The organism is Frankia gtarii (genome assembly GCF_025403375.1).
GTDB lineage: Bacteria > Actinomycetota > Actinomycetes > Frankiales > Frankiaceae > Frankia > Frankia gtarii.
This window is the reverse complement of sequence record NZ_JAMPTM010000088.1, coordinates 1-22,858: the sequence shown is the minus strand read 5'-3', so window position 1 is coordinate 22,858 and position 22,858 is coordinate 1. Positions and strand designations below refer to the sequence as shown.

Annotated in this window: 16 protein-coding genes; 8 read left to right on the top strand and 8 right to left on the bottom strand. The window is 74.1% G+C overall.

Features of this window, described 5'->3' with window-relative positions; genetic code table 11:
* The 5 genes from NBZ83_RS14995 to NBZ83_RS14975 all read left to right on the top strand — a co-directional run.
* A partial coding sequence (locus NBZ83_RS14995) for a 4'-phosphopantetheinyl transferase superfamily protein (RefSeq protein WP_261575207.1) occupies positions 1-2,300 on the top strand: 2,300 nt, incomplete at its 5' end.
* A 5-nt stretch (positions 2,301-2,305) separates the two neighbouring features.
* Positions 2,306-2,650: a phosphopantetheine-binding protein gene (locus NBZ83_RS14990; RefSeq protein ID WP_261566158.1), complete on the top strand. Its 345-nt coding sequence runs from the start codon at positions 2,306-2,308 to the stop codon at positions 2,648-2,650.
* Between the two features lie 59 nt (positions 2,651-2,709).
* On the top strand, positions 2,710-3,612 hold the full coding sequence (locus NBZ83_RS14985; RefSeq protein WP_261566157.1) for an alpha/beta fold hydrolase: 903 nt from the start codon (positions 2,710-2,712) through the stop codon (positions 3,610-3,612).
* Positions 3,613-3,619: 7 nt separating this feature from the next.
* The gene (locus tag NBZ83_RS14980; RefSeq protein WP_261575206.1) at positions 3,620-4,810 is read left to right on the top strand and encodes a glycosyltransferase; all 1,191 of its coding nucleotides are present in this window, start codon (positions 3,620-3,622) and stop codon (positions 4,808-4,810) included.
* Between the two features lie 52 nt (positions 4,811-4,862).
* Entirely contained in the window at positions 4,863-6,725 is a 1,863-nt protein-coding gene (locus tag NBZ83_RS14975) for a class I SAM-dependent methyltransferase (RefSeq protein WP_261566155.1), read from the top strand.
* Positions 6,726-6,739: 14 nt separating this feature from the next.
* On the opposite strand, the gene NBZ83_RS14970 is transcribed toward NBZ83_RS14975, so the two are convergent.
* The 6 genes from NBZ83_RS14970 to NBZ83_RS14945 all read right to left on the bottom strand — a co-directional run bounded on the left by NBZ83_RS14970 (position 6,740) and on the right by NBZ83_RS14945 (position 13,920).
* On the bottom strand, positions 6,740-7,486 hold the full coding sequence (locus NBZ83_RS14970; RefSeq protein WP_261575205.1) for a TenA family protein: 747 nt from the start codon (positions 7,484-7,486) through the stop codon (positions 6,740-6,742).
* 14 nt (positions 7,487-7,500) lie between these two features.
* On the bottom strand, positions 7,501-8,487 hold the full coding sequence (locus NBZ83_RS14965; protein WP_261575204.1) for an ABC transporter substrate-binding protein: 987 nt from the start codon (positions 8,485-8,487) through the stop codon (positions 7,501-7,503).
* A gap of 26 nt (positions 8,488-8,513) precedes the next feature.
* Positions 8,514-9,287 carry an ABC transporter permease gene (locus NBZ83_RS14960; RefSeq protein ID WP_261566152.1) on the bottom strand — a complete coding sequence of 258 codons (774 nt, stop codon included), beginning with the start codon at positions 9,285-9,287 and terminating at the stop codon, positions 8,514-8,516.
* Positions 9,284-10,108 carry an ABC transporter ATP-binding protein gene (locus NBZ83_RS14955; protein ID WP_261566151.1) on the bottom strand — a complete coding sequence of 275 codons (825 nt, stop codon included), beginning with the start codon at positions 10,106-10,108 and terminating at the stop codon, positions 9,284-9,286. Before NBZ83_RS14955 ends, NBZ83_RS14960 begins: the two co-directional genes overlap by 4 nt.
* Before the next feature lie 442 nt (positions 10,109-10,550).
* Positions 10,551-11,513: a type IV toxin-antitoxin system AbiEi family antitoxin domain-containing protein gene (locus NBZ83_RS14950; protein WP_261575203.1), complete on the bottom strand. Its 963-nt coding sequence runs from the start codon at positions 11,511-11,513 to the stop codon at positions 10,551-10,553.
* A gap of 40 nt (positions 11,514-11,553) precedes the next feature.
* Complete coding sequence (locus NBZ83_RS14945; RefSeq protein ID WP_261566149.1) at positions 11,554-13,920, bottom strand: hypothetical protein; 2,367 nt, start codon at positions 13,918-13,920, stop codon at positions 11,554-11,556.
* A 577-nt stretch (positions 13,921-14,497) separates the two neighbouring features.
* Here NBZ83_RS14945 and NBZ83_RS14940 point away from each other — a divergent pair.
* A complete protein-coding gene (locus NBZ83_RS14940) occupies positions 14,498-15,478 on the top strand; it encodes a hypothetical protein (RefSeq protein ID WP_261575202.1) in 981 nt (326 codons plus the stop codon).
* A gap of 12 nt (positions 15,479-15,490) precedes the next feature.
* Here NBZ83_RS14940 and NBZ83_RS14935 read toward each other — a convergent pair whose 3' ends face one another.
* The gene (locus NBZ83_RS14935; protein WP_261575200.1) at positions 15,491-18,769 is read right to left on the bottom strand and encodes an ATP-binding protein; all 3,279 of its coding nucleotides are present in this window, start codon (positions 18,767-18,769) and stop codon (positions 15,491-15,493) included.
* A gap of 753 nt (positions 18,770-19,522) precedes the next feature.
* Between NBZ83_RS14935 and NBZ83_RS14930 the strand changes: the two genes are divergently transcribed.
* Positions 19,523-20,344, top strand: coding sequence for a L,D-transpeptidase family protein (locus NBZ83_RS14930; RefSeq protein ID WP_261566146.1), 822 nt, complete (start codon positions 19,523-19,525; stop codon positions 20,342-20,344).
* Between the two features lie 60 nt (positions 20,345-20,404).
* Here the strand turns inward: NBZ83_RS14930 and gnd are convergent, their stop codons facing one another.
* Entirely contained in the window at positions 20,405-21,430 is a 1,026-nt protein-coding gene (gene gnd / locus NBZ83_RS14925) for a phosphogluconate dehydrogenase (NAD(+)-dependent, decarboxylating) (protein ID WP_261566145.1), read from the bottom strand.
* Between the two features lie 234 nt (positions 21,431-21,664).
* Here gnd and NBZ83_RS14920 point away from each other — a divergent pair.
* The coding region (locus tag NBZ83_RS14920; RefSeq protein ID WP_438803314.1) for a dihydrolipoyl dehydrogenase family protein at positions 21,665-22,858 on the top strand (1,194 nt) is incomplete at its 3' end.

Here is a 22,858-nt window from a genome sequence, read left to right as displayed (position 1 = left end):
CCCCGGCCCCGATCTCAACGTCGGCCTCTGTCTCAACGTCGGCCTCTGTCGCAGCGCCGGCCGTGCGGCGCATCGAGCTGCCGCGGCGCCGTGGTGCCTCCGTCCGGCTGAACCTCGGCGCGCCGCTGGTGCGCCTCGGACCCGCGGGCGCGGCCCTGCTCGGCTCGACGCAGCCGACCCACGCCGCCCTGGGCTCCGCCGTCGGCCATCCGGTGCTCGACGAGCTGCGTGCGGCGCTCGCCGACACGGACGCGGTGATGTCCGCGGTCGTCGATCGGTGGGCACTGAGCCCCACGGCCCCGCCGGGATCGCCGCCTCGGCGGCGCGCCGTGCCCGCGGCAGGCGGGGTGGGCACCCCATCCGGCGGTGCCGGCGGAGTGCCGGCGCCCCGCGATGCCGGCGTGCGCGACTTCGGGGGCGACGTCGCGTCCGTCCTCGGCGGAGGTGCTCCGCCTGCCTCCGGCGGTGATGATGGGGCGCTGGCGTCCGCGCCGCGGACCGTCCGTCGCCGGTTGTCCCTGGCGTCGATGCCGCACATCATCGACCACTGCTTCTACCGGCAGCCGCCGGGCTGGAGCGACCTGTCCGACATCTTCCCGGTCGTGCCGATGACCGAGGTGCTCGAACTCATGGTTGAGCAGGCCACGGCGATGATGCCGGGCCGCGTGCCGATCGGCATCCGGGACGTCCGGGCGCTGCGTTGGCTCGCCATCGAACCCGCCGTGGAGGTGTCGGTCACCCTCGCCTCGACCGGGCCGGACGCGGTGCGGGTGACCATGGAGGGCTACGCCCGCGGCACGGTCGTGTTCGCCGACGACTACCCGCCGTCCCCGTGGGCCACCGCGGCCACCGCGGACCTGCCGGCGGGCCCGACCGGTCCCGTACTGCCCGGTGAACGGCCCTCCCGCCACCAGGGCAAGGACCTCTACTCCGGTCGCTTCCTCTTTCACGGGCCCGGATACCAGGGCATTCACCACATCGAGGCGATCGCCGCGACCGGCATTCGCGGGCGGTTGCGGGTGCCGTCCGCGTCCGGCGCGCTGCTGGACAACGCCGGCCAGCTGTTCGGCTACTGGGCGATGGAGACCCTGTCCGAGGACTCGTTGCTGCTGCCGCAGTCCCTGGCCGACCTGAGCTTCCACGGCCCGGCGCCGGTGGTGGGCGACCTGGTCGACTGCGTCGTGCGGATCCGGCAGGTCACCGAGCGCACGGTGACCGCGGACATGGAGCTACGCCGCCTCGACGGGTCGGTGTGGGCGGTCGTGTCCGCCTGGACGGATCGGCGTTTCGCCAACGACGACGTGCTCTGGGCGATGGTCCGCGCCCCGGAGCTGCACACCGTGGCCCAGCCCTCCGGCGAGGGCTGGGTGGTCGCGCTCGACCGCTGGGCCGACTCGGCCTCGCGTGAACTGATCGTGCGTCACTACGCCGACGCCGCGGACCGGGCCCGGCTGGCGGGCCTCAACCCGCGGGCCGCGCGCGGCTGGCTGTTGGGGCGCATCGCCGTCCAGGACGCCGTCCGGCGCTGGCTGTGGGCGCGGGGCGCGGGGCCCGTCTGGGGGATCGAGGTCCGGATCGATCACGACGCCCGCGGCGCCCCGCTGGTCGGCGCCCTGCCGACGCGGTCGGGTATCCCGGCCGACGACCCCCCGTGGGTCTCCCTCGCCCACAAGCCGGAGCTGGCGGTGGCGTTGGTGTCCGCGGACGGGGCGGTCGGCATCGACATCGAGCAGATCACCGTGCGGGCGCCCGGGGTCGAGGCGGCGGCGCTCGCCCCGGCCGAACGTGACCTGCTCGACCGGGTCGCCGGCGGTGATCCGGGGCGTCGGGCGTTGTGGTTCACCCGGCTGTGGGCGGCGAAGGAGGCGGCCGCAAAGGCTGAGGGCACCGGGCTCGCGGGCCGGCCGCGTCAGTTCGTCGTCGACGGCCCGCACTCGCCCGGACACGCCTGGGCCGCGGCCGACTGGGCCGGGCACGCACCGCCCGAACTGGTCCGGGTCACCATCTATGAGGATGGCCCCGGCGGGCCGCTCTCACCAGGCTCGCGGTGGGTGGCGTTGCGTACGGTGGATGCCTCCGGCCAGATCCAGCCGGAAGGCGGCCAACCCGGGGCCCCCGAGCCGGATTCGGGCGGCGTCGGCAACCGGGCTGTGGCGAGGGACGTACGTCCCGCCACCGTCATCGATCAGGAAGCAGCGCGTGACGGCGCCCCCGCTCGTCGGGCCGGCGCCGCGGCCTATGTGGTCGCCTGGACCTCCCCCGAGGTCGAGGCGAGCGGCCTTCCGAACGAGAAGGAGTAGCGATCATGTCTGTTCAGGCGACGGCGGGACCGGTCAGTGTCGACCGGGCGGAGAACGAGACGCGGGTGCTCGGCGAGGTCAGCGAGGACCTGCGCGAGATCATCGGCGAGGAGTACGTGATCGACATGGACATCGCCATGGAGAGCACGTTCAGCCATGACCTCGAGCTGGAAAGCATCGAGTTCGTGGCGCTTGCCGACCGGCTTCGGGAGCGCTACGGCGAGGCAGTCGACTTCGTCGGCTTCCTCGCCACGATGGACGTCGACCAGGTGATCAACATGCAGGTCGGCGAGGTCGTCCGGTTCATCGTCAACAGCCTGCCGGCGGCCGCGACCGCCGGTTTGGCCTGACGGCCGCCCGGAGCATCCGGGCCAGACCGGAGCATTCAACCGACAAGGAGGCAAGGTCCGTGGCAGAGGTCATCGCGAACGGCGTCCGGCTGCATGTGCAGCGGCTCGAATCCCGTGCGGGAGCGTCCGCGGACTCGCCGATCGTGGTCATGGTGCACGGCATGGTGATGGACAACCTCTCCAGCTTCTACTTCTCGCTGGGTACCAGCCTGGCCGACGCGGGCTGCGACGTCATCTGCTACGACCTGCGAGGCCATGGCCGCAGTGAGCGCACCCGAGGGGGCTACCGCCTCGCCGACTCGATGGCCGACCTCGCCGGGCTGCTCGACGTGCTCGGCGTGGACCGCCCGGTGCACGTCATCGGCAACAGCTACGGTGCGACGCTGGCCCTGGCGTTCGGGTTGGAGTTCACCGTCCGGGTCGCGAGCCTGACGCTCATCGAGCCGCCGTTCCTCATCGAGGGCCTGGGCAAGGAGATGGCCCGTTCGCTGAGCCAGATCCTCGTCGCGATGAACGACGACGAGGTCGAACAGTGGTTGGCCCACGGCGCCGGCCGGGCGATCAGCCGCACGGCCCGGGCCGCCCAGCGCCTGCTGTCCGAGACGACGATCGCGACCGACATGTTGGCGACGCCGCCGTTCTCCGCCGAGGCGCTCGCCGCGCTGCGAGTCCCGGTGCTCGCCGTGTACGGGGAGAACTCCGACATCATCGGGCAGGCCGCCGGGCTCGCCGCCCTCGTCCCCGACTGCTCCCTGATCGTGTTGGAGCAGCACACCCACATGGTGCTGCGTGAGGCCACCGCCTACCTGCGCACCCTGTTGAACTGGTGGCTGTTCGACCGGCGCACGCCACCGCCGCCCTACCTCCGCGAGAACGACCGGAGCTTCGCCACCCCGGACTGGGTGACGCAGATGGTGCCGCCGCCCGACCTGAATGCCGGGCGCCGTCCGGCGGTGGGCTGACGCGGCCGTGAGCCGCCTGCTGTTCGTCGTGCCGCCGCTGACCGGGCACGTCAACCCGGCCGTGGGGATCGCCGGGGAGCTCGCCGCCCGCGGCCACGAGGTCGCCGTCGCCGGCCATGCGGGAGTGATCGGCGAGCTGATCCCGCCGGGGCTGCCGCTGCTGGCGCTGCCGGAGACGCTCGACGAGGCCGACCGCGCCACAATCGTGGCCCGCTCGAGGGCACTGCGCGGCGCGGCGTCGCTGAAGTTCCTGTGGGAGGACTTCCTGCTGCCGCTGGCCGCGGCGATGGAACCGGCGGTCGACGCGGCCGTCGACGCGTTCCGCCCGGATGCGCTGGTCATCGACCAGCAGGCGGTCGGGGCGGCCCTGGTCGCTCGCCGCCGGCGGCTGCGCTGGGCCACGCTCGCCACGACCCCGGCCGAGCTCGACGACCCGTACGGGGTGATGGCCGGGCTCGGTCGGTGGATCACCGATCTGCTGCGGGACTTCCAGCTCGCGCGCGGCGTGCCCGCCGTCGAGGCGGCCGCCGGCGACCTGCGGTTCTCCGACGAACTCACGCTCGTCGCGTCCGTGCGGGAGCTGCTGCGCACCCCCGAGGTACCCGGTCACGTCGCGTTCGTGGGCAGCCCGGTCGGCCGGCGGGCGCAGACCGCTTCGTTCCCCTGGGAATGGCTGGACCCCGACCGTGAGGCAGTGCTCGTCTCGCTCGGCACGGTGACCCGGGAGGCCGGCGGGCGGTTCCTGCGGGCCGCCGCGGAGGGCATGCTGGACCTGGCCAGCCGGGCGCAGACCATCCTCGTCGCTCCGCCCGGGCTTGTCGACGACCTGGCCGCCGCCGCCCCCGACGACCTGCTCGTGGCCCCGATCGTGCCGCAGGTCGACCTGATGTCGCGGCTGTCCGCGGTGGTCTGCCACGCCGGCAACAACACCGTCTGCGAGTCCTTATCGCACGGCGTCCCGCTGGTCGTCGCCCCGGTCCGCGACGATCAGCCGGTCATCGGCGAGCAGGTCGTCCGCAGCGGCGCCGGTCTGCGGATCAAGTTCGGTCGGGCCGGACCCGCCGCCGTGCGCGCCGCGGTGACCTCCCTGCTCGACGAGCCCGGCCACCGGGAGGCCGCCGGCCGACTGCGTGAAGCCTTCGCCGCGGCGGGAGGGGTTGCGGCCGCCGCCGACCGGCTTGAGAAACTCGTCGCATGATGTTTCGCCGGCGCGGTGGCGCCGAAGTCGGGCCGGTGCGGGGCTGACCGGCGTGCTCGACTGGCTGCCGGTCCTGGTCTGCGTTGGCCTGCTCATCAACGGGGTGCGGCTGCGTGGCCGGCTGCGCCGGTTGGAGACCCTGCCCGCCTCCGGTCGACCGGTGGATCCGTCGCACGAGTTCCTCGTCGCCGACGGGGTCCAGCTGACCGACAGCGGGCGGCGTGCGGCAAGCTACCACGCCAGCAGGGACAAGCTCGACGTCCTCGACCTCGTCCCCGCGGACCTCACCGTCGAACGCGCCCTCGACCTCGCCCGCATGGTCGACACCCGCACCTACCGCACCGATCGGTGCGTGCCCGGCCGCGGCGCCTTCCAGGCGTTGCTGGTCCGCTCGGAGATCCTCGACCGGGCCGGCATCGCCCGCCGCGAGGGTTTCGACCAGGTGGAGCTCGTCGACCTCACCGAGCGGCTGAAGACCTTCGCGTCCGGGTCGACCGACCTTGCCGTGCTGCCGGGGCTGCGCGCCGCCCGGGAGGACGCGGCGGTGCGCGTGCGGGTCCAGCAGCGGGCGTACCGGTTCACCCGGCGTAACCAGCTCTTCCCGTTCGTACCCCAGCTCGCCACCGCCATCGGCGTGCACGTCAACCGGCCGTGGGGACTCGCGGCCACGGCGCTGTTCTGGTTTCAGCCGTTCTTCGTCTGCGCCGGCCGGGTGCCGCTGTCCCCCCGCGACCTGATCCGCTCCCCGATCGTGCGCATCCTCAGCGGGGTGCTGTTCGCCATCGACTCGGTGCGCGCCGGTCGCGCGCAGGCCGCGCGGGCCGCCGAGGCCAAGGCCGCCGGGCTGCCCGCCGACCCGGTCAAGCACGCGGCGAAGCAGCGCAGGGCGGCCAGCCGTGCCTCCTACGGCCGCGACGTCCGCGCCGGCCTGGCCCGGTTCCTGCGCCGCGCACGCGTCGACTGCCCCTGGTGTGGCTCGGCGGAGCTGGCCACCCGGCTCGACTCGCCCGACATGTTCCTGCGTAAACCCGGCCGGTTTCGCCTCGACGGCTGCCGGCGCTGCGGCCATGCGTTCCTCAACCCGGCGCTGAGCCCCGCCGGCCGCGAGTTCTACGACCGGGACCGTTACGACGGCCTGCGCGCCGGGATCGCCGAGCAGGCCCTGGCGGTGATCGCCCGCGACCGGCGTGGGCAGGCCGCCGCCGTGCGCCCGTTCACGGTCCCGCGCGCCTGGCTGGACGTCGGCGCCCGCTACGGCCACTTCCCGAACGCGGCCCGCGAGGTGTGGCCGGCGACGGTGTTCGACGGGGTCGACACGTTCCCCGGACTGGACGAGGGCCTGCGGCGCGGCTGGCTCGACCATGCCCACCACGGCCGGTTGCCCGACGTCGTCGACGCGGTCGCCGGCCGCTACGACGTCATCAGCATGTTCGGCTACCTGGAACGCACCGACGACCCGTCGGCGGAGCTTGACGCCGTCGCCAAGGCGTTACCGCCCGGCGGGCACGTGCTGTGCGAGCTGGCGAACGTCGAGTGCCACCAGGCCCGCCTGCTCGGCCGGTTCTGGGCCGGCTGGGCGGTGCCGGAACGGGCGCACCTCATCCCGGTGGACAACCTGCTCGCCGCGCTGGAGGACCGGGGCCTGCGGCCCGTCCTGGTGCGCTTCGCCGCCAGCCGCGGGCTCGGCGACCTCACCGCCGCCCTGTTACTCGCCGTCGCCGCCATCGCGCCGCGCCCGATGCCCTGGCTGCGCCAGGCCGCCGGCCCCGCCCATCTGGTGGCCTGGGCGGCCATGATGGCGGTGGTCAGCCCCCTGCTGATCACCGCCCGGCTCCTTGATCGGCTCGCTCGGCGCTACGTTCACGGCGCCGGCTTCGCGGGCACCTACCTGGTGATCGCCCGCAAGGAGGTCTGAACCCGGCTGGCTGTTCAGATCGGCCAGGTCTCGCGGCGCCAGGCGGCGTCCCAGAACATCCACTCGTAGCGCGCTGTCACCGCGAAGTGCTCGGCGGCTCGGGACAGCTCCGGCGCCGATGCGTCCGCGCCCACCCGGTCGATGAGGGCGACGACCCGGTCGGCCACCGCCTGGAACGCCGGGTCACCGTAGGCGGCGATCCACCGGGCGTAGACCGGGTCGGGGGAGGAGTCGGTGAGCAGCCGCGCGCCGACCCGGGCGTAGATCCAGTAGCACGGCAGCACCGCGGCGAGCGCCTCCAGGAAGGAGCCGCCGTAGACGGTCGCGAGCAGGTAGCTGGTGTAGGCGCGGGTCGTCGGTGCCACCGTCGCCACGCCGCCCTCGTCCCCCTCGTCCGCCACGAGACCACCCTGCGCGGCGCCGGCGGGCGTGGGGGCACCGGGGGCGGGGCCGCCGAGCGCGTCGAGGAGGTCGGCATGCATGGCCTGCTCGGCGGCGACGGCCTCGGCGGCGTCGTTCGCGAGCGCCCGTACGTCATCCTCGGTGGGCGCCTTCGCCGCGCAGACGGCCAGGGCACGGGCATAGTCCCGCAGGTAGTGCGCGTCCTGGACGACGAAGTGGGCGAAGGCCGCCCGCGGCAGGCTGCCGTCGGTGAGCCCGGTGAGGAACGGGTGGGCCAGGATCGCCTCGTAGACGTGCTCGGTGGACGCCCACAGCCGCGCGCTGAACGGCGGCGAGGGCGTGGCGTCCGTGGCGGTCACGGCCTCCGCGGTTGTCAAGGCTTCGGCAGGTAGTCGTTGGTGACGACGTCCGCCGTCGGGACGGTCGCCTTGATCAGCCCTTCGGTGTGCATCCAGGTGACGAACGACGTCCAGGCGCCCGGGTCCATCCGGCCGAAGCCGGCCGGGTTGCGCAGCAGCGGAGCCGTCGCGGAGACCATCTTCGGCAGCAGCTTCGGGTCGTACCCGTCGGCGACGCCGGTGAGCGTCGTCGTGGCCTTCGCCGGGTCGTCGAGGGCCCGCGCGTTGCCGGCCGCCGTGGCGCGCAGGAAGTCACGGACGAGCGCGGCGTAGGCCGGGTCCTTGGCGAGCCGGCTGCGCCGGGCGACGATGACCAGTTCGTCGTACTGCGGCACGCCGGCGTCGGTCACCGGAATCACCTTCGGTGCGAGGCCGCGGTCGGTGAGGGTGACGCCCTCGACGTTGCGGTAGGCGCCGAGGGTGGCGTCCACCTTCTTGGAGATCATGGCGGGCAGCAGGTCGGCGCCGACGTCGACGCGGTGGATCGAAGCCGCGTCGAAGTGGTTGGCCTTCGCGATGGCGTCGAGGAAGGCATCGTCGGTGCGCAGCCCGGAGGTGCCGACCGTGGCCCCGGCGAGATCGGCGGGCTTCGTGATGCCGGCCGAGCCCACAGCCATGATCGAGTTCAGGGCGGTGGGGATGAGGGCGCCGACAGCGACGACGTCGAGCTTCTCGACCCCGGCGATGACCACCTCGGGTTCGTAGGAGATGCCCAGGTCGACGGTGCCGGTGCTGACGAGCTTGAGCGGGTCGGACGGGTCCGAGGGCGAACGCAGGGTGACGTTCAGCCCGGCGTCGCTGTAGTCGCCGCCGTCCTGCGCCGAGTACAGCGCGAGATGGTCCGGGTTGGGCTCCCAGTCGAGCAGCACCGTGGCGGCCCGGCGCTTGGCGCCGGACGAGCCGTCGGAGCCGCAGGCCGTGACGGCCGTGAGGGCGATGGCGGCGAGTGCGGCCGTCGTCATGGTCAACCGGCGGGAGCGCGGCGAGATCAACGGGTGTTCCCTTCTCGGGTGGGATTGCGGTGCCAGGGTACGAGCAGCCGTTCGGCGCCGTGCACGAGTGCGAACAGCGCCACGGACATCGCGGTGAGCAGCACGATCGCGGCGAACACCAGCGCGGACTGGAGCTGGGGGACGCCTTGGCGCATCACGTGGCCGAGTCCGTCGGAGGCACCGGAGTACTCGCCGAAGACCGCGCCGGTCGCGGCGTAGGCGGCGGCGAGGCGCAGGCCGGTGAACACCGAGGGCAGCGCGGCGGGGAACTCCACCCGGGTGAAGATGGCGACGCGGCGGCCGTGCAGGGTCCGCATCATCCGGACGAGCTCAGGATCGACCGAGGCGAGGCCGTCGAGGGTGCCGACCACGACGGGAAAGAAGCAGATCAGCGCCACCAGGATGAGCTTCGGGGTGATGCTGTACCCGAAGATGATCGCCAGGATCGGGGCGAGGACGACGATCGGGATCGTCTGCGAGCCGATGAGCAGCGGATACAGGGCTCGGCGGGCCGCGGCGGAGAAGTGCAGCGCGCAGCCGAGGGCGAGCCCGGCGGCGACGGAGAGCGCGAAGCCGAGAACGATTTCGGTGAGGGTGACCCAGGTGGCGCTGCGCAGGGTGCTGTCCCACCGGTCGACCAGCGTCGTCGCCACCTGGTCCGGCGCCGGCAGGATGTACTCCTCGACGTGCAGCACCCGGGTGACGAACTCCCAGGTGCCCAGCAGCACGGCGCCGACGAGGATGCTCGGCCACAGCCGCGTCGCGGTCAACGGGCGCTCTCCAGGTGAGCGAGGACGGTGTCGCGCAGCGCGACGAAGTCGGGGTCGGCGAGCCGGGCCCGCCGGGCCGCGGCGCCGGTGCCGGCGTAGGGGGGAACGTCGACCGACGCGACGATCCGGCCGGGGCGAGCCGACATCACCACCACCCGGTCGCACAGCAGCAGCGCCTCCTCGACGTCATGGGTGACGAGAACGACGGTGCGGGGCTCGTCGGCGAGCATCGCGCGCAGCCAGTCCTGCAGGTCAGCGCGGGTGATCGAGTCCAGGGCGCCGAACGGCTCGTCGAGTAGCAGCACCGGCTTGTCCGCGGCCACCGTGCGCAGGAACGAGACCCGTTGGCGCAGGCCACCGGAGAGCTGCGCCGGCCGGTGGTCGGCGAACTCGGCGAGGCCGAACCGGTCGAGCAGTGGCTGGACGCGCCGCGACGCCTCCCGGCGGGACAGGCCCTGGTTCTCCAGCGGGATCCGGGCGTTGGCGAGCACCCCGCGCCAGGGCAGCAGCAGGTCGCGTTGGGGCATCCAGGCGCAGCGGGCTAGCCGGCCCGGCGCGTCCGCGGCACCGAGGACGTCGACGGTGCCGGCGTCCGGGTCGGTCAGCCCGCAGATCATCGACAGCAGGGTCGACTTGCCGCACCCGCTCGGGCCGACGATGCCCAGCCGGCTGTGCGCGGGGATGGTCAGGTCCGCGCCGGCCACGGCGTCGGTCTGGCCGAACCGCTTGGCGACCCCACGGAGCTCGACGCCCGTCCCGACCGGCTGAAGGGGATCGGACGACGACAGGGCCGTCGGCGGGCTCGATCGGCGGGCGAACACGACTTCTCCTCCTCCCTGCGTTGCTGCTCCTGAGCTGGTGCTGTCCTGTGGCGGCCACGAGCATGTTCCGACGGGCGCGTGGCAGCGCGCGGCTGGTCGGGTGTGGACCGTCGTCGGGTGGTGAGCGCCTCGCGAGGTCCGGTCAGGCGGCGACCGGTCGAATGAGGACGGGCCGAGCGCTCGTCCGGCCGGGTAGGACTGGCCGGGCGACCGCGGGACGGCGGCGGCCGGCGGCGCGGAGGGAAACGATCGGAGCCGGACGCGTCACGGCCATCACTCCCTACGCCGGAATTACCCGGACAGGTTCAGGCGGTCGGCGGCGCCGGGCTTGTGCCCAGCCGCCCTCTCAGCCTCCTCGGGTGGAAGCTCCCGCAACGTTCGCCCAAAGTACGGCATGATCAGGCCGTCGCCAACCCCTGGCCTGCGGGTCGCTGTCGCCGCGTCAGGAAGCCAGGGCCTGGTGGGGGCGAGCCGTCGGCGGTACCCAGCCCCGTTCGCGCAGGGCCCCGGCGACGATCGCGGCGGCGTCGTCCGGCGCGGTCCGCAACAGGCGCGCCGGCAGCCGGACCAGGATGTCCTGATCGGGGCCACCCTCGGTGACCGGCTGGCTTACGGCAGACCCGACCTCGACCCGTACCCGCCACGGCTCGTAGCGCACGGTCAGCCGGGAGGTCGGCTCGTCGGGCGGCCCTTCGACCCGGTAGCCGGCGGATGGTAGCTCCTGGCGCCGCTCGATGCGGCGGAACATGATCTCGGTGAGGTGCGGCGCGTCCGCACCGAGCCGATCCAGCGTCTCGGTGATCAGCGTGCGCCGGCTGATCGGGCCGCGACGGGACAGCGCCTCGCGCAGGCCGCGGACGGCGGCGATGCGTTGGTGCACCGCGTCGGCGAGGAGGTCCTGCGCCAGTGTCCGGGACGCGGCCCACTCCGCCATGTCGATCACAGACCGGGCCGGTGTGGTCCGTCGGGGCAGTCGAAGCGGGTCGATCTCGGTGATCTGCAGGCGCGCGCTGTGCCGCAGGAGCACCCCCGGCGGGGCGCTGACGCGACGGTCGGCCGGGACGAGCACGGTTACCGGCTGGGTGTCGTAGCCGACCAGCCCGGCGAGCGCCGCCGCGCATCCGCCCGCAAGCACCGCATCCGGGCCGATGGCCTGCACGACGGCCCACAGGTGCTGCGGGCCGGTGGTGGGGGCGAGGTCGGTGATCAGGACGCCGCGGAAAGGCCGGCGCCAGTGGCCGTCGTTGAGGCGCCGGCGGATCTCGGTGCGGGGGACGCCGGCGGCGACCGCGTCGCGGATCGTGATCACGCCGGCCTGCGTGGTGGCGATCTCCTGCCAGGAGAGTCGGCCAGGGTTATGGGCCATGAGAAGACGATGACGGTTGTTCTTCCGTTGTGCCAGCATCTTTTTCTGGTTGTGGATAACTACGCGCGGTGTTCGCCGGTCACGCTGGGTTCGGTGGCTGCCCGCCGACGCGGCGCCGCCCCCTGCGCGGCGGCCCTCCTTCGGCGCGCCTGCGGCCGTCGGCCGGTGAGTCCTCCACGGGCCGCCCGGGGCCCGCGGCCTGCGAGTCCGGGCTCGTCGCGGGCTGCTCCCCGACCGGGACCCAGCCGCCGAGGACGGAGCCGCCGGGGCGAGTGGGCCGTGGGTGCGGCGGGGACAGCCGGTAGGCCAGCTCCTCCGCGACGGCCGGCCGGGTCGGGTAGCTGCTGCCGGGCGCGGCGGTCTCGATCGGAGGCGGCCAAGCCGCGGCCGGCTGGCCTGCCGGCCCCGCGAGCGGGAGCGGCGCGGGTGGCGCGGGCGGCGCGGCGAGGGGGACGGCGCCCGGCGCCCGGACAGCCGCCCCCGGAATCCCCGAGCCGGCTCGGGCCGCCGACCGGCGGTCGAACGGCGAGACCCGGGGCAGCAGCACGGTGCCCGGGTTGCAATCGCCCGGTGTCACCCGACCCGGCCCATCGACCGGGCTGACCAGCAGGAAGGCGGTGGTCGGCAGGGTCTGCACGGTGGTCGGCTCGATGAGGAACTCGTACACCCGCTGCGTGGTGCTGCCGTCGTTCGTCGAGTCGCTGACCGAGGTGTTCGTCGTGCGCTGCCAGGTCTGCGAACGTGACGTCGTCACGGATTCCTGCCAGCCGGTGTTCGTCGAGGTGTTCTGCAACCAGGGCAGCAGGCGGGTGCCGTCGTAGGTCCGGCCGGAACCGCCGCTGGTGCCCGTGGTGTCGGAGGTGCCGTCGGAGGAGCCGACACTGTCGCTGTCGCCCGTCGTGAAGCTCCGCCCGACCTGCGTGGTCACCTGGGACATGACGAACGTGTGGCCGCGGCCGATGAATTCCGCCGCCGTCGTCGCGTCCTTGCCGTTGCCGAGCCGCATGATGATCGTCGAGCCGCCCTGGCTGCCCAGGACCCGTTCGGCGTCGTCGGTGAGCCGTTCGAAGAGCAGCACGAGGCGCACCCCGGCGATCTCGGCGTGCCGGGCCAGGCCCTCCAGCGCTGGTCGGCCGAGATGGTCCGCTCCGGCGACGACCAGCATGTCGCGTCCGGTGGCGGGGGCGAGCTCGCGGCGGCGGAGCTGGTGGAGTACCGCCTGGATGACGAGCCGGTCGGCGAGCTCCTTGTGATGCGTCGATGACGCGCGGCTGGAGGTTGCCATCACCCGCAGCCCCTGGACCGGCCACCACGTAGCCAGCCGCCGCAGGCCGCCCGCGCCGGGCGCACCGGTGATCGCCGACCGGTCCCGGGCAGTGGCCGCGACCGCGGCGCCCGGCGGGCAGAGGGCCTCCAGTGACGAGCGCAGGTAGCGCAGCTCGTCGGGGATCCGCTCGCCGCGGCCGAAGGCGTTCATCCGGCTGACAAGCGCACCGGCCTCGGCTGTCGACAACGCCACGGCCGCCGTGCCGTCGTCGAGACCTTCCAACACGCGCAGGCCCTCGGCGAGCCGGCGGAAGGTCAGCCGCTCGCCGAGGACCTGACCGACCGTGCTCACCAGGTCGGCATGCAGCGCCCGGCGGTGATGGTCCTGCTCACCCTCGCGGGTCGGGCCGAAGGCATCCGCCACGAGCTCGCCGGTCTCCCGCGGGCCCAGCTCGTCGAGCAGCGCGACCTCGTCGAGCTGGCGAGGCAGGTCCCAGGATTCGACCGGCCAGCGGGCCTGCCCGGCCAGCCGCGCCAACCCGCCGCCGACCGTCCGCTCGCTCAGGTCGACGAGCAGGATGCCGGTGCCGCCGGTGAGCACCGAGCAGCCGGCGGTGGCCAACAGACTGGCCCAGCCGTTGCCGTCGCCGCCGAAGACGTCGACCCGCGGTGTCGCGGCCGGCGTCACGATGGGGAAGAAGGCGCTGGCATCTTCCCTGCGCCGCTCGTCGGCATGGTTGTGCGCGTCGACCTCGGCCCGCCAGAAGGCCACCGCCTGCTCGTGCTCGGCGCGGGCCATCGCCGTCGTCGTCCGTGCCCGGCGCCGGGCACGGACCAGGCGGCGGTGGCGCGCCAGCGGGGGCAGGCCGGCGAGTAGGGCGAGGGCGAACCCGGCCGGCACGAAGAACAGTCCGCCCTCGCCGGCGAGCAGCACCCCGAAGACGACGAAGGCGACGGGCACGAGCAGTCGCGTCCACAGCGACCGGATCGCCCGGTCGCGCTGGGCGGACAGCTCGGTCAGGTCGGGCAGCGCCGGTTCCGTCCAGGTAGGGGGTTCGTCGGCGAGCGGGCTTGGCGCCGGCGGTCCGCCGTCGACAAACTCCCATCCCCAGCGTTCTCGGGGGACGAACAGTCCCTGGATCAGCTGGGCTTCCGCCGCCGTTAGGGCTGCGCCCCCCATCGTTGGCCCCCCGCCAGTCATGTCACCGCCGGACCTGGCCCGCCAGCCTGCACACCGCCCGGCCCGCCGCGCCGCCGTTGCCGGCGAGCACGCCCCGTGGCGAGGTCAAATCCCTCCGTCTCCAGTATGGCGCCGTGTGTCCGCTCTGTCGCGTTCTGCCGCTCCGTGCCGTAACGGCCCGATGCTTCGCCAGAGCGGTCCGCGTCGGCCGGGGACGACGTGCCGCAACCGGCGGTCCGCCGGCCTGTCGGCCTGTCGGCTTTCCGACAAGCCCACCGCCGGCCGGAGCCGTTCCCGCAGGCCGGCTCCTTCAGGTCCCGGCCGAGCCCGCGCCGGCCGCCCGCGGGACGCGTTGTCGCGGGCCGGCGCGGCGGCGAATTCTCCTACGCTCGCCTGAGATCAGGCCTCTGCCGCCCGCACCGAACCGGACGGGCGGACCGGGCGGACCGGACGGACGGACCGGACGGACGGGCGGACCGGACAGGACGTCCGGCGGCCGGGCTGGCGCGCCTACCAGGCGGATGGCGGGGGACCGGCGCAGGACTGCGTGATGTGAGTCGGATGGGGGAGATGGCTGATGGTGCGAAACGGTCGGCGGGTGCTCGGGACGGGCATCGCCACGTTGGCGTTGCTGTGGGCGGCGGCCGCCTGCGGTGGGGACGATGCGACAGGCGTGCCCGCCGTCTCCTCCAGCACGTTCGCGCCCGCGCCGTCACCGAGCCCGTCACCCACGCCGACGGGCGTCACCTCAGCGGTCTACCAGCAGGTTCTGACTGCTCTGGACGCGGCGCTCACCCCGGACCTGGGAGCGGTATCGGGCGCCCAGACGCCGCCCGACCTGTCCAAGGCGCTGCGCACGGCCGCGACGGACCTGACGACCCAGCGCACGACGCTGGAGAACACCGACCCGCCAGCGCGGGCGCGTGCCGCGCACGGGCAGCTCGTCGCCGCGTTGCTCGCTCTCGGCACGGACCTGGACACTCTGCGAGATGAGGCCGACCGGCAGGCGCTGTGCACCGGCAGCTCGGGCGGGCGGCGGGCGTCGGCCGGCAACGGCGCGCACCTGACCCGGCTCGCCGTCGCGGCGCTCGCGGCGGCGGACCCGGCCAACCCGTACCGGGTCGGGGCGTTCCTGCCGGCCGGCCAGCCGGACCAGACTCGGCGGCCGGACAACGGCAGCGTCGGCCCCGGCCGGCGTGGCGGCTACGGGAAGTTGACCGTCAAGGCGCCGCCGTCCCAGGACGCCGTGGTCAAACTGACCGAGGGCGGCGCGCGGGTGCGCAACATCTTCATCCGAAGCGGCAGCAGCGCGACGGTCGACGGCTTGCCCAACGGCAAGTTCGACGTCTACTACACCTTGGGCGAGGACTGGGACACCGACGCCGCCCGGTTCACCCGCAACTGCGCGTTCAACAAGTTCGACGACGGCGTGACCTTCACGACCCGGAACCTGTCGACGTCGATCGAGTACACGACGTACGAGCTCACCCTGTTCGACGTGGCCGGCGGGACCGCTACCAGCGTGCCGATCCCGCCGGTCGACTTCCCCGCCACCTGACCTGACGCGATCTCACCGGCCGGCCGCGGCCGACTCCGGCGCCTCGAGGCCGGCCAGCGGCCTGCCCGCGGCCGTTTCGACGAGGTTGGCGATCTGGTCGACCAGGTCCGCCAGACCGGGTCCGGCGCAGGCGCACTCCAGCGCGATCGCGACGGCCCCGGCATTCGTCCCGCCGGCGAGCTCCCGCACCGCGTCGACCAGCCCGCTCGCCGTCACGTCGCCGACGCTGACCTGGTCCTCGCCGCCCGCATAGATCGGGCTGGCGCGCAGCCAGGCGAGCTGCTCGCCGATGGTGCTGCCGGCGACGGCCAGGCCGCGGTCGTGCCAGGACGACGTGTGCGGGTGGGGGTCCGCGTCCGGGCCCTGCCGGCGGACGGCCTCGGCGAGGGCCAGCCGGACGTCCTGCCAGCGGTAAACACCCGCGGTGAACCGCCGGGAGTCCCGGCGCGCATTCACATCGCCTGGGTCGTCGGGGCCGTCGGGGCCGTCGGGGTCGTCGACGAGCAGCCGGCGCAGCGTGGTCCGCAGCGTGGCGGCGAACTCGTCCGGATCGACCGACGGGCGTAGCAGTCGGGCGCGGGCGTCGGTGGCCCGGTCGGTGGCATGCGCGAGCAGGCAGTCGAGCCGCCGCGGCGGCTGCGCGGCCAGCATCGCCCGCAGCCCCGGCGACGGGGTGAACGGCGCCACGCCCAGCACGTGGGCGAAGCCCATCACCTGATGGGCCGCGACCGCCTCGACCCAGAGCACCAGCCGGGCATCTCCGGCGGCCAGCGCCGCTGTCTCCGTCTCCTCCAGCGTGCAGGCCCGCCCGACGGCGCACGCGGCGCCGCAGTGCAGACTGCGCCGGCCGGCCAGCGGGACCCGGTCGTAGCGGGCGAGGTGCGGCGACTCCCGGGCGTCGCCGGCGACCATCCGGGCCAGCACCGGGCGGTCCATGCCGTCCAGGCTGACGGCGGCCACTCCCGCCGGCAGCGCCACGACGGCCTCGGACTGCTCCGGGCGCAGGTTCATCGTGGCGCCGACGGCCTCCCGGTCGTCGGCGGCCGGCAGCCGGTGCATCACCTTCAGCGCGGTGTTCTTGATGACGTCGGGCAGGATCTTCGCCGGGATCTGCTCGACGACGACGAGGCCCTCGCCGTAGGCGCGGATCTCGGCGAGCAGGGAGGCGAACAGCTCGACCGCGGCCGCCGCCGGCCCGTCGGTGACGTTCTTGAGCAGCCGGTGTGCCTCCTCGACGACGAGGACGTGGCGCAACCCGCCGGCGCCCGCGGCCCCGAAGCGAACCCGCAGGTGCTCGACGATGCGGATGAGAACCGCCCCGAGCAGGAACGCCTTGTCCTGGTCGCTGGTGATGTCCTCGAGCTCGATGACGACGTTGCGGGTCAGCAGCGTGCCGATGTCGATGGGATGGCCGCCCTCGAAGAACCGCCCCGGGCTGCCCTCCCGCAGGCTGCCGATGCGCACGTCGACGAACCCGCGGACGTCGGCGGTGACCTCCGCCCCATAGCCGATGTTCTCCACCACCCTGGCGGCGGTTCGTTGGAGGTCGCCGAGGGTCGGGTAGCGCCGGCGCGCCTCGACCGGCGGTTCCGCGTCCGGCCCGCTGACGCGGAACCGTGGTCGATGCGGTGGCTCGGGCCGGTCGAGCACCAGGTTCCAACCCAGGTCCCGGTAGCACACGGTGAGCGCGCGGGCGAGGACCTGGGGGAACGGCTCGTGCGCCTCGAAGGCGGCGAGGAACAGCGCGCGGATGAGGTCGAGATGGCTCTGCAACGGGAAGCCGGCCTCCGGCTCCAACGGGTTCAGCGACGCCGGCGCCGCGTCGAGCCGGCCGGGTCGGATGACGAGCACCTCGCCGGGCCGCCCGGCGAGATCCGCCAGCCGGCCCGCCATCCGCGCGTACTCCGCCTTCGCGGGCTCCAGCACCAGCCATGGCACCGGCGCCGGGGCGCGGGCCAGCGACTCCAGCAGCGACCGCACGGTCTGCGACTTCCCGGAGCCGGTGGCGCCGCAGACGAACGTATGCCGGTTGAGCGTGGATCGCGGGACGGCGAGCGCGCCGGCCGGCGACCAGCCGGCGTCGAGGACGTCACCGAGCCGCACCGTCCCGGGCGCGCCGCGCGGGTCCGCGGGCCCGCTGCCGTCCGGGCCCTCCGGCGTCACGTCGAACGTGTGCGGGGTGATGAGCGTGATGCCCGGAAGTTCCCGGCCGGGCGGGCGGGCCAGCGCCGCGAGCAGCTCGGCGCCGGCCCGGAACGGGCTTCGCTCAGCTCCGTCGGCGGGACCCGCCGGGCGCGGCGTCCGGGCGCCGCCGAACGACGTCGCGGGGCCCAACGGGCGCAGCGTGTAGGGGAGCTCGTCGAGGTCGCTGGAGCTGCACAGCAACGCTGCCAGGGAGAACGCGCCGGCCCTGCTGGCCCCGCCGACGAGGATCTCGACGTCCCACATCCCGCTGGCCGCGGCGCGACCGAGTTCCCGGTGGCGGCGCTCGGCGCGTTCCAGGTCGAGCCGGGCGTCCTGGTCGTGTTCGCGCAGGCGCAGCGCGGGGATGGACCGGGCGAGGGCGTCGCGTTCCTCGGCGAGGCGGTGCGGCGGCACCGGCCAGGCCAGCACCAGCCAGGCGAACGGGCCGACGAGGTGGGCGGCGTAGTCGTCGAACGAGCCGCGCCGCGCGCCGGCCGGAGGTTGGGCACCGCCCTCCCCGCCCGGTCCGGGTGCCCACAGGGCGTCCGGGGCTCCGCCGCAGCGTAGCCAGAACGGGAAACGGGCGAGATCGTCGAGGACGGCGCCGGGCGGCAGCGTCGCGGCCGTCGAGCCGGGCGGGTAGAGCAGCGGTGTCACCGCCGCCGTCCGCGGCGCCGCTGCGGGCCGGGGGAGACCAGGTCCGGGCGGCCCGGGGAAGGGCGGCAGCGTCGGCAGCCCCACGCCCGCACGATCCAGCCACCTGTCGGCGTCCAGCTCGGGGAGCACGGGAGCCGCTGGGAAGGCCGTACTCGCGGGGAAGGCCGGGTCTGGTGCCGCAGCCACGGCCACGGTCACGGCGGCCGGGACGCCACTCGGCGGGAAGTAGGGCCGGCCACCGGCGAGAAAACGGATGTGGGACTCGTCCGGCCCGCGTAGCCAGGCGACGGCGATGCCCGGCGCGGCCGGTCCGGCGTCGAGCGAGGTCAGCTCGGCGTGCGCCCCCACCAGCGCGGCGAACAGCGCGGGCGGGACGGGGTCGGGACGGTCGGTCCCCTCGGGGCGCCGTGGGGTGGTCAGGATGCGGTGGAACTGGAAGCCGTCGAGCACGGTCGTCGGGCCTGATTCAGTGGGGGCCCGAGCGGTGGCGGGCCGGGTCGGTGGCGGCCGATCGCGGTGCGGTGAGCGCATTGCGGCGCGGTGTGCACGCTTTGTCGCCGCGGATTGCACAGAACGTACCGCAATCGACTCTGCGCATCTCGCGTCCCGGCGTCGCGCATGCCGGCGACAGGCGTAACCCGGTCGGGCGTGATCCAACCCTCGTCGCGGCCGCGGGAGGGGGGCTGGATGGGCCGGGGGCGGCAGCCAACCGTGCGTTCATCCTCGCCGGACCTCTCGTGGTCCCGATGGCACCGGCCTGCCTGCGGGCTGCCGATCAGCGAATCCGATGTGGCAATCTATCACCCTCCGAGTCGAAATAAATCCGGATCGTGTTTATCGTTGCGGTGTTCTGGTCAGATGTGCGCGTTTCGGGCAGGTTCGGGCCGCACCGGGTGAAGGGGCGGAGACGAGTATGTGGCGAATGATGCGGATTAGTCCGAGGAGGCATTCCCGGATGTCACCCAGCGTTCGCGTGTTGTGGCTGGATGGCGTGGGCAGTCCACTGGGGTACCCCATCGAAGCGCAGGAGGCGATCCGTATCGTCGTGACCGGTGCGCCGTGGTCGCACCCCGGTGGCGTGGGCGCGGTCGCCGCCGGGAGCCTCGGCACTCGACAGCGCGATGCCGCCCCGCCCGCGGCGTCGTTCCGGAGGCCGCAGACATGGCCGATCACCGCAACAGACCTCGCTGGGTCCGGTCGCGCATGGGCTCCGCGCGGGGCCGGTCGGTCGCCGTCGGCATCGCGGCCGCCGGCGTGACTCTGGTCGTGGGCGCCGCGGGTGCCGTCCACTTCAGCGGTCCCGGCGGGGACTCCAGGCCACCGGCGTCGGTCGCCGCCGCCGCGTCCGGGCCCGCCACCCGGGCTGCGGGCGCGGAGCCGCTGCGGCCGAATCGGGTCGATGGCGCGGACGCCACGACCGGGGCCCAGGGCACCGTCCCCGGCATCGGATCGGTGATGTCGGCGCGGATTCCCCGGGACGCGCTCCAGGTGATCGTCGCGAGCGGCGCCGACCGGGAGGCGAACACCAACGACGTGACCCTGTGGCAGCGCGCGAACCCGGACGCCCGCTGGGAGCCGTTCGGTGCCCCGCTGACCGGGCGCAACGGCGCCAACGGGTGGACCTTCGCCCACCGGGAGGGCGATCTGCGCAGCCCGATCGGCGTGTTCAGCCTGACGGCGGCCGGCGGCAAGCTGCCCGATCCGGGCACCGGCCTGCCCTACGAGTACCGGCCGGCGTTCTACCGGACGGCGGCCCCGCAGGGGCAGCCGATGGCTGAGGCGTTCAACTACGTCGTCGCCATCGACTACAACCGGCTGCCCGGACGTCCCCCGTCCGACCCGACCCGGCCGATGGGCGACCAGGTCGGCGGCGACATCTGGCTGCACGTCGACCACAAGTCGCCGACCCGGGGCTGTGTCGCCGTCGAGCAGGACGCGCTGACGTCCATCCTGCGCTGGCTGAAGCCCACCGCCCACCCCATGATCGTCATGGGTGACGTGGCCGATCTCGCCGCCGATACCTGACCCGGCCGGGCCGCCGGGTCGGGCCGGGCCGGGTCGGGCCACGGGGTCGAGCTGCCGAGCTCAGCCGGCCTTCGGGGCGTGCTGTTCCGCGTGGCCGCCGAACTGCTTGCGCATCGCCGAGAGCAGCTTGTCCGCGAACAGGCTCTCCCCGCGGGAGCTGAACCGCTCGTACAGGGAGGCGGTCAGCACATGCGCGGGCACGCCCTCCTCCACCGCCGCGAGCACCGTCCACCGGCCTTCACCCGAGTCGGAGACCCGCCCGCTGAACTCGGCGAGTTCGGGATCCTCCTGCAACGCGGCGGCGGTGAGATCGAGCAGCCAGGAGCTGACGACGCTGCCGCGCCGCCACACCTCCGCAATCGCGGCGGTGTCGAAGTCGTACTGGTAGAACTGCGGGTCGCCCAGCGGGGCCGTCTCGGCGTTGTGCTCCAGGGCCTCACGGCCGATGTTCGCCTTGTCGAGGATGGCGAGACCTTCCGCGAAGGCGGCCATCATGCCGTACTCGATGCCGTTGTGGACCATCTTGACGAAGTGGCCGGCGCCGTTCGGCCCGCAGTACAGGTAACCCTTCTCGGCCTGGACCGGCTCGCCGTCGCGGCCGGGCGTGCGGGGAATCGTGCCGACGCCGGGGGCGATCGTGTCGAACAGCGGCTCCAACCGGGCCACGGCCTGCGGCTCGCCGCCGATCATCAGGCAGTAGCCGCGTTCCAGGCCGAACACCCCGCCGGAGGTGCCGACATCGACGTAATGGATGCCCTTCGTGGTGAGTTCCTTCGCCTTGCTGATGTCATCGCGGTAGTACGAGTTGCCGCCGTCGATGATGATGTCGTCCGGCGCGAAATGCTCGGCGACCGCATCGACGGTCTGCCCGGTCAACCCGGCCGGCACCATGATCCAGGCTGTCCGCGGGGGACGCAGGGCCGCGGCGAACTCGGCGAGCGTCCCCGCCCCCGTGGCACCCTCGGCCTCCAGGGCCTTGATGGCCTCGGTGTTGACGTCGTAGACCACGCACTCGTGGCCGTCGCGGATCAGCCGGCGCACCAGGTTGGCGCCCATCCGGCCAAGGCCGACCATCCCGAGCTGCATCTTGTCTCCCCGCTCGTTTCGTCCCGGTGGCCCGACGCGAGGCGGCTACGCCGCGCGCCGGGCCCTGCTTCGCGCTCCCGACCATTGTTCCCTTGACACCCCGCGCCTCCCGGCTGTGGGCGGCGCGCCGTCCGTTCGGGCCAGGTGCTTCTCGTCACCGCGTCGGCGCGTACGGTACGACCGGGTCGGTGGGGAGGCGCGGGCGTGGACCAGGACGCAGCTGTGGATGTGATCGTGATTGGCGCGGGACCCGCCGGGGAAAACGTCGCCGGCCGGTGCGCCGACGCGGGGCTCGCCGTGGCCATCGTCGAACGGGAGCTTGTCGGCGGCGAGTGCAGCTACTGGGGCTGCATCCCGAGCAAGACCCTCATCCGGCCGGGGGAGGTGCTCGCCGCGGCGCGCCGCGTGCCGGGCGCCGCGGCGGCGGTCACCGGCTCGCTGGACGCCGCGGCGGCGTTCGCGCGGCGCGACTCGCTGGTCGGCGGCTTTTCGGATGACTCCCAGGTGCCGTGGCTGACCGACAAGGGCGTGCGGCTCGTCCGCGGAACCGGCCGGCTGACCGGGCGGCCGCGCCAGGTCGAGGTCACCGCCGCCGACGGTGAGCGCCGGGTGCTGACCGCGTCGCGCGCGGTGGTCGTGGCCACGGGCAGCCGGGCGACCGTCCCGCCGATCCCGGGGCTCGTCGACGCCGATCCCTGGGACAACCGTTCGGCGACCGCCGCCACCTCGGTGCCGCGGCGCCTCGTGGTGCTCGGCGGCGGGGCCGTCGGGGCGGAGCTCGCCCAGGCGTTCCGCCGGCTCGGCAGCGCGGAGGTCACCGTCGTCGAGGGCTCGCCCCGGCTGCTCGTCCGGGAGGAGGAGTTCGCCGGGGAGGAGGTCCGGGCGGCGTTCGAGGCGGACGGCATCGCGGTGCGGCTCGGTACCCGGGCCGTCGAGGTGCATCGGCGCCGCGACGACGCCGCGGCGCCGCGCGGCCCGGTGACCGTCACCCTGGCCGGCCCGGCGGGCACCCTGGCCGGCCCGGCGGGGCCGGAGTCCGCGGGCGACACGGTCGTGGCGGACGAGGTTCTGGTGGCGGTCGGGCGCACCCCGGCGACCGGGGACCTGGGGCTGGCGGCCGTCGGGTTGCCACCCGGGAAGTTCATCGACGTCGACGACCGTCTCCTGGCGGTCGGGGTGAGCGACGGCTGGCTGTACGCGGTCGGCGACGTCTGCGGCCGCGCCCTGCTCACCCACATGGGCAAGTACCAGGCGCGGATCGTCGCCGACGTCATCACCGGCCGCCGCGACGCCGCCGGCGAGCCTGCCCGCGACGTGGCGGACCACCTCGGCGTCCCGCGGGTGACCTTCACCGATCCCCAGGTCAGCGCGGTCGGGCTCACCGAGCGGGCGGCGCGGGAGGCGGGCGTGGCGGTGCGGGCGGTCAGC

Bases quoted from the DNA above. Each gene is read 5' to 3' on its own strand.
- NBZ83_RS14965 (WP_261575204.1), bottom strand. From the start codon at position 8,487: ATGACGACGGCCGCACTCGCCGCCATCGCCCTCACGGCCGTCACGGCC.
- NBZ83_RS14950 (WP_261575203.1), bottom strand. From the start codon at position 11,513: ATGCTGGCACAACGGAAGAACAACCGTCATCGTCTTCTCATGGCCCAT.
- NBZ83_RS14945 (WP_261566149.1), bottom strand. From the start codon at position 13,920: ATGGGGGGCGCAGCCCTAACGGCGGCGGAAGCCCAGCTGATCCAGGGA.
- NBZ83_RS14940 (WP_261575202.1), top strand. From the start codon at position 14,498: ATGGTGCGAAACGGTCGGCGGGTGCTCGGGACGGGCATCGCCACGTTG.
- NBZ83_RS14930 (WP_261566146.1), top strand. From the start codon at position 19,523: ATGGGCTCCGCGCGGGGCCGGTCGGTCGCCGTCGGCATCGCGGCCGCC.
- NBZ83_RS14990 (WP_261566158.1), top strand. From the start codon at position 2,306: ATGTCTGTTCAGGCGACGGCGGGACCGGTCAGTGTCGACCGGGCGGAG.
- gnd (WP_261566145.1), bottom strand. From the start codon at position 21,430: ATGCAGCTCGGGATGGTCGGCCTTGGCCGGATGGGCGCCAACCTGGTG.